The following is a 1,252-nucleotide window of genomic DNA, read 5'->3' as shown; positions in this document are numbered from 1 at the left end:
TTCCAAGACAGCGCACTGGCATTCTTTTTCGTCCATGGCGTCGCTCCGGTGGGGTGGCAGGTTGTTGGACAAGAGGGTTTATCGGTCCCAGTCAGTCGTCAAAAGCGCGGAGTCGCGATGTCTGTCACAGGTGCGGGTCACAATGCGGATCTGATCGTCATCAACGGTCTCGTGCAGACCATGGACGACGACAATCCCACCGCCGAGGCTGTCGCCGTCAAGGATGGCGCAATCGTCGCCATCGGCAGCCGCGCCTCCATCGAAGAGTTCAAGGGACCGGCCACCAGGGTCATCGACGCCAAGGGCGGTTCGGTGGTCCCGGGGTTCATCGAAGCCCATATGCATCTGTTTTCGGGCGGGGCTGAACTTGCCCACCTTCAACTCACCGGTATTCATGGCTTCGAGGCGCTGCAGAAGGCGATCCGCGACTATGCGCCGACCCGGCCCGACGCGAAGATGCTGGTCGGCCAGGGCGTCGACTACACCGTGCTCGGCAGCGAGCGCGTGACGCGCCATCACCTCGACGCCATCTTGCCCGATCGCCCGTTCTGCATGGCGGCGCCCGACCATCACACCATGTGGGCCAACACCAAGGCGCTGGAAATGGCCGGCATCCTGCAGGGGCGCACGCTTGGTCCGGGCAATGAGATCGTCATGGGTGACGATGGTCTGGCCGCCGGTGAATTGCGCGAAGGCGAGGCCTTTGGCCCGGTGCTCGATCTTGCCGGCGAAGGCCGGGTGCGGCTGGGGCTGTCGACCGGCGGCGAGCCGGACCCGATGCCGACGACGGCGGAGCGGGACGCCGACCGCGACATCATGCGGCGCGGGCTCGCCTGGTGCGCCCGCCACGGCATCACCTCGATCCAGAACATGGACGGCAATCTCTATCAGCTTGAGCTGCTGGCCGAGATCGACGCCGAGGAAGGCTTGCCCTGCCGCGTCAAGATCCCGTTCCACTACAAGAATTTCATGACGCTCGACATGCTCGACAAGGCGTCTGATATGGCCGAACGCTACAACAGCGAATGGCTGTCGTCGGGCATGGTCAAGGTGTTCTACGACGGCGTTCTCGATTCCTGGACAGCTGTCATGGTCGAGCCTTATGCCGACCGGCTCGACTGGGTGGGCGAGCCGCTGTTCACGCCGCAACAGTTCATCGATCTGGCCGTCGCGGTCGACAGACGCGGGCTGCAGATCGCCGTGCATTCGATCGGCGACGGCGCGGTGCGCGCGGTGCTCGACGGTTATGAGG

General features: G+C 64.2%; 1 protein-coding gene. It reads left to right on the top strand.

Annotated elements, in window-relative coordinates; all coding sequences use genetic code 11:
• Positions 1-117: 117 nt before the first annotated feature.
• On the top strand, positions 118-1,252 hold a 1,135-nt coding region (locus tag EN939_RS34745; RefSeq protein ID WP_164751534.1), incomplete at its 3' end, for an amidohydrolase.

The organism is Mesorhizobium sp. M7A.F.Ca.CA.002.05.1.1, from assembly GCF_003998335.1.
Classification (GTDB): Bacteria; Pseudomonadota; Alphaproteobacteria; order Rhizobiales; family Rhizobiaceae; genus Mesorhizobium.
Note: the sequence above shows the minus strand (reverse complement) of the source record. Positions and strands in the feature narration are given on the sequence as shown.